We start from the raw sequence: 5268 nt of genomic DNA, 5'->3' as shown, positions 1-5268 counted from the left end.
TTGCTGCGTCACCCTGGGCCGCCGGGCTGTCGGAATCAGCGCGAGGGCCTTGGGCACCAGCTCGTTCAGCGCCTTGGCGCCCAGGCTGCCGCCTACCACCAGCAGCTTGAGCGGCCCGCTACGTCCGGCGAAACGGGTCGCCGGTTCAGGCTGGCAAATGAAAGCCGGACGAAGCGGATTACCCACCCACTCGGCTTTTTTGCCAAGTACCCCCGGAAAGGCCGTAAACACCCGATCCGCGACAAAGGCCAGCAGCTTGTTCACCATGCCGGCCACGGAGTTCTGCTCATGCAGGATCAGTGTTTTGCCCAGCAAAACGCTCATCATGCCGGCTGGAAAGCTGATGTAACCGCCCAGCCCTACCACCACATCAGGCTTGACGCGGCGGATCACCTGCACGCTCTGCCAAAAAGCCTTGAGCAGGCGCAGGGGTAAAAGTGCCAGGGTGACAGGCCCTTTGCCCCGCACGCCAGAAAAATCGATCGACTCGAAGACAAAACCACGCGAAGGCACCAGCTGACTCTCCATGCTGGGTTGGTCTGCGCTACCCCGGCCTCCCAGCCAGTGAACGCGCCAGCCGCGTTCACGCAAGGCTTCAGCCACGGCCAAGCCGGGAAAAATGTGTCCTCCCGTGCCACCAGCCATCACAAGTGCTATGCGACCGCCCGTGCTTGTCACTGTATGTACTGCGGCCATGGCGCCGCGTGCGTCGTGCTGGGTCATACACGGCCTCCGCGCATCAGAACCCGATTCTCATAATCTATCCGCAAGACCACGGCCAATGCGATCAGGTTCATCAAAATGGCCGAGCCACCATAACTCATCAGCGGTAATGTCAAACCCTTGGTGGGCAAGGCACCCAGGTTTACGCCGATGTTGATGAAGGTCTGGAAACCAACCCAGACGCCAACCCCTTGTGCCACCAAACCCGCAAACAAACGGTCCAGCGCAATCGCCTGCCGGCCGATATGCATGATGCGGCGGGTCATCCACATGAACAGGCCAATCACGACCAGAACGCCAATCAGGCCAAACTCCTCGCCTATCACCGCCATCAGAAAGTCGGTGTGCGCCTCGGGCAGCCAGTGCAACTTTTCAATGCTGCCACCCAGGCCAACACCAAAAATCTCACCCCGTCCAAAGGCAATCAGTGAGTGCGATAGCTGGTAGCCCTTGCCCATGGAATATTTATCACTCCACGGATCCAGATAAGCAAAAATCCGCTCGCGCCGCCATTCGCTGAGCATCACCATCAGGCCAAAGGCGACCACCACCACGGTCGCAATCACGAAGAACATGCGCGCGTTGACACCGCCCAGGAAGAGAATTCCCATCGCGATGACCGAGATCACCATGAACGCTCCCATGTCCGGCTCTGCAAGCAGCAGCACACCGACCACCGCTATGGCGACGGCCATCGGCAGTACGGCGCGAAAAAAGCGCTCTTTCACTTCCATTTTCCTGACCATGTAGTCAGCGGCGTACAGCAGCACCGCGAATTTAGCCAGCTCTGACGGCTGAAAGTTCATCACGCCCAAAGAAATCCAGCGACGCGCGCCATTGACACCCTTGCCGATAAAGGGCACCAGCACCAGTATCAACAACAGCAGCGACACGACAAACATCCACGGTGCGACTTTTTCCCAGGTTGCCATGGGAACCTGAAATGCGAGCGTCGCGGCCAGAAAAGCTACCGCCAGCGCTAATACATGGCGGGTCAGGAAATGGGTGTGCGCGTAGCGTGCAAATTTGGGGTTGTCCGGCATCGCTACCGACGCCGAATACACCATGACAAGCCCCCACATGAGCAGGGCGAGCGTGACCCAGAGCAGGGCCCAGTCAAGACCCGCCATCCGAACAGGGGTTGCCAGCTTGCCGGGAAACCGCTGACCGCCCAAGCGCACAGGCAGAACTTCTGACGCGGCTTTGCCGACGCCCGAGAACCAGCCCATGAAGCGCGTGGTGGCGGTCACAACACGGCCCCTTGATCCTGAGCCAGGACCTGCACGGCGTTACAGAAAGCTAGCGCACGGTGTTCGTAATTGTCGAACATGTCAAAGCTTGCACACGCCGGAGACATCAGCACGGCGTCACCATGCTTGGCCTGTGCGGCCGCAGTGATGACCGCAGCTTCCATGGTCGTAGCATCCAGAAGGCAAACATGACTGTGCTGCAACGCGGCCCTGATGAGCTTTGCGTCGCGCCCTATTAGAACGACGGCCCTGGCGTAACGCGACACCGGTTCGGCCAGCGGCGAGAAATCCTGCCCCTTGCCTTCACCGCCCAAAATTAGCACCAGTTTTCGCTCGGCACCCAGACCTGCCAGTGCAGCGACTGTGGCACCCACGTTGGTGCCCTTGCTATCATCAAAATATTCCACTTCGCGAAGGACTGCCACCGACTCCACCCGATGCGGCTCGCCGCGGTACTCTCGCAAACCGTGCAGCATGGGTGCAAGCGGACATCCTGCCGCGACCGCCAAACCCAGCGCAGCCAGCGCATTGGTGGCATTGTGCCGACCGTGAATACGCAGCGCTTCGAGCGGCATCAGGCGCTGGATGTGCAGCACCACCTCTTCAACTTTTCGGCGTTTAATGGTTTCATCCGCTTCTGCCGCGCGCACCAGCCATGCCATGCCATTGACGGTTCCAATACCGTAGTCACCAGGCCGCTTGGGCTCGTCGCCGCCGAAAGTAAGATACAAGCGCAGTTGCTTGCCTTTAACCGGAGCCGGCAATGCCGCCATAACAAGGGGATCATCACGATTGAGCAGCATCAGGCCAGCGCTGCCGTAAACATTTGCCTTTGCCGCCATGTAGGCAGACAGCGTTCCGTGCCAATCCAGGTGATCCTGGCTGATGTTGAGGGTCGTCGCCACGGTGGGTTCAAAATTCGTGCTTTCATCGAGCTGAAAACTCGACAGCTCCAGCACCCAGACTTCAGGCAGTGCGAACAAACCGACATCGCCGGATTTTTCATCGAGCTTTTCGGTAAGGGTGTCCAGCAGAGTGGGACCGATATTGCCGGCCACCGCTACTGATTTTCCGGCGCGCTGCACCAGTTGACCCGTCAGTGAAGTCACTGTGGTCTTGCCGTTAGTGCCTGTAATGCCAATGACCTGCGGCGCATAAGCCCGGTCTTCTTTCAAATCAGCCAACGCCTGAGCGAACAGGCTGAGCTCATTACCACAAAAAATGCCCTCGACTTTAGCTGCCGCCATCACGGTGGCGAGCACGTCCGGCGACAAACCCGGGCTTTTGAGCACCATGTCAAAGGCGCCAAGTAAAAGCAGCTCCTCATTCATCTCGGCATGAACAAAGCTTGCGGTTGGCAGACTCGCACGGAGTGCCTGCAGTCGCGGCGGTGCGGGCCGCGTGTCCGCCACCGTGACACGCGCGCCGCAGCGAACGCACCAACGCGCCCGCCGTATACCCGAAGCGCCCAGTCCCAATATCAGGATGTCTTTGTGCGCCAGGTTTTTCATCTCAGCTTGAGCGTTGAAAGACCGACCAGACACAGCAGCATGGTGATGATCCAGAAACGCACGACCACTTGGGTTTCCTTCCAGCCACTTTTTTCGAAATGGTGATGCAGCGGTGCCATTTTCAGGAGCCGACGACCCTGGCCGTATCGTCTTTTCGTGTATTTGAACCAGGTCACCTGCAGCATCACGGACAACGCCTCCACCACAAAAATACCACCCATGATGGCGAGAACAATTTCCTGACGCACGATCACTGCAATCGTGCCCAGCGCAGCGCCCAATGCCAGCGCACCGACATCACCCATGAATACCTGGGCGGGATGCGTGTTGAACCAGAGAAAAGCCAGACCGGCTCCTGCCATTGCAGAACAAAATATCAGCAACTCACCCGAGCCCGGGATGTGCGGAAAGAGCAGGTATTTCGAATACACCGAGCTACCGGTCACATAAGCGAAAACACCCAATGAAGAGCCCACCATCACTACCGGCATGATGGCCAACCCATCCAGGCCGTCCGTCAGGTTGACGGCATTGCTGGAGCCCACTATCACCAGATAGGTCAGGATGACAAAACCCAAGATGCCTAGCGGATAGGTCACTTCTTTCACAAAGGGAACCAACAGACCGGCCTTTGGTGGCAGGTTCACATCAAAACCCGATTGCACCCAGCTGACAAAAAGCTCCAGCACCCGCAGATTGGAGCTTTCGGAAATGCTGAACACCAGATACAGCGCTGCAAGCAGCCCAATCAGGGATTGCCATAGATATTTTTCCCGGGATCGCATGCCCTCAGGGTCTTTCAACACCACTTTTCGCCAGTCATCGGCCCAGCCGACAGCACCAAAGCCCAGGGTGACTATCAGCACGATCCAGACAAAGCGATTGGACAAGTCGGACCACATCAGTGTCGAGATGCCGATGGCCATCAGGATTAGCACTCCGCCCATGGTGGGGGTCCCGCTTTTGCTCAGGTGCGTCTGCATGGCATATTCGCGGATGGGCTGACCGATTTTGAGCGATACCAGCCGGCGAATTACGAATGGACCTGCGATCAGACCGATCAGCAACGCCGTGAGAGCCGCCAGGACGGCCCGCAGCGTCAGGTACTGAAACACCCTGAGAAAACTCCACTCGGGGGAGACGGTCTGGAGCCACTGTGCCAGGCTAAGAAGCATGAGGCTCCTCCCTATGTTGTGGCGTTTGATCGGCTGCGGCCATGACGGCATCGACGACTCTTTCCATCCTCATGAAGCGCGAACCTTTCACCAGCATGCTTCCCGCATGATGGAGTTCAGCGACCACGGCGGTAGCGAGTTCCGACATGTCAACGAAATGATGGGCTTCGCCAAAGGCAGTGGCTGCTTTGCGGGACTGGTCGCCCAATGTGAAAAGTTTTTCGATGCCTCTGGCGCGGGCATGCCGGCCGGCTTCATCGTGAAATTGAGGCCCCTGATCACCCACCTCCCCCATGTCGCCCATGACCAGCAAGCGCGGCCCGGGCAGTTCGGCAAGCACTTCGATGGCCGCATGCATGGAGTCGGGATTGGCGTTGTACGTGTCATCGATCAGGGTCAGAACGTGGTCCTTGAATCGCACCTGCTCGGCGCGAGATCGTCCCTTGACGGGAACAAAGGCTGACAAGCCTGTCGCTATGAAGGTCAGCGGGACGCCTGCTGCCAGCGCGCAGGCTGTTGCGGCCAAAGCGTTCTTGACGTTGTGCCGGCCGGCGATGTGCAAAAAGAATTCGAGCGAACCGGACGGCGGTTTGGCGCCCACATGCCCGA

At 58.5% G+C, this 5268-nt stretch carries 5 protein-coding genes; all 5 read right to left on the bottom strand.

Annotated elements, in window-relative coordinates; translation table 11 throughout:
- The coding region (locus HHJ19_RS15670; protein WP_296908802.1) for a UDP-N-acetylglucosamine--N-acetylmuramyl-(pentapeptide) pyrophosphoryl-undecaprenol N-acetylglucosamine transferase at window positions 1-696 on the bottom strand (696 nt) is incomplete at its 3' end.
- A gap of 23 nt (window positions 697-719) precedes the next feature.
- Window positions 720-1952, bottom strand: coding sequence for a putative lipid II flippase FtsW (ftsW, locus tag HHJ19_RS15665; RefSeq protein WP_296908801.1), 1233 nt, complete (start codon window positions 1950-1952; stop codon window positions 720-722).
- A gap of 17 nt (window positions 1953-1969) precedes the next feature.
- Window positions 1970-3484, bottom strand: a complete 1515-nt coding sequence (murD, locus tag HHJ19_RS15660; RefSeq protein WP_296908800.1) for a UDP-N-acetylmuramoyl-L-alanine--D-glutamate ligase — start codon at window positions 3482-3484, stop codon at window positions 1970-1972.
- Complete coding sequence (mraY, locus tag HHJ19_RS15655; RefSeq protein ID WP_296908799.1) at window positions 3481-4659, bottom strand: phospho-N-acetylmuramoyl-pentapeptide-transferase; 1179 nt, start codon at window positions 4657-4659, stop codon at window positions 3481-3483. The genes murD and mraY overlap by 4 nt, the downstream gene beginning before the upstream one ends.
- The coding region (locus tag HHJ19_RS15650; RefSeq protein WP_296908798.1) for a cyanophycin synthetase at window positions 4649-5268 on the bottom strand (620 nt) is incomplete at its 5' end. The genes HHJ19_RS15650 and mraY, both read right to left, overlap by 11 nt.

This window comes from Polaromonas sp. (assembly GCF_012927415.1).
GTDB lineage: Bacteria > Pseudomonadota > Gammaproteobacteria > Burkholderiales > Burkholderiaceae_C > Polaromonas.
Note: the sequence above shows the minus strand (reverse complement) of the source record. Positions and strands in the feature narration are given on the sequence as shown.

What these genes read in the sequence shown, in the direction of transcription:
- murD (WP_296908800.1), bottom strand. Translation starts at nt 3,484, where the DNA reads ATGAAAAACCTGGCGCACAAAGACATCCTGATATTGGGACTGGGCGCT.
- mraY (WP_296908799.1), bottom strand. Translation starts at nt 4,659, where the DNA reads ATGCTTCTTAGCCTGGCACAGTGGCTCCAGACCGTCTCCCCCGAGTGG.
- ftsW (WP_296908801.1), bottom strand. Translation starts at nt 1,952, where the DNA reads ATGGGCTGGTTCTCGGGCGTCGGCAAAGCCGCGTCAGAAGTTCTGCCT.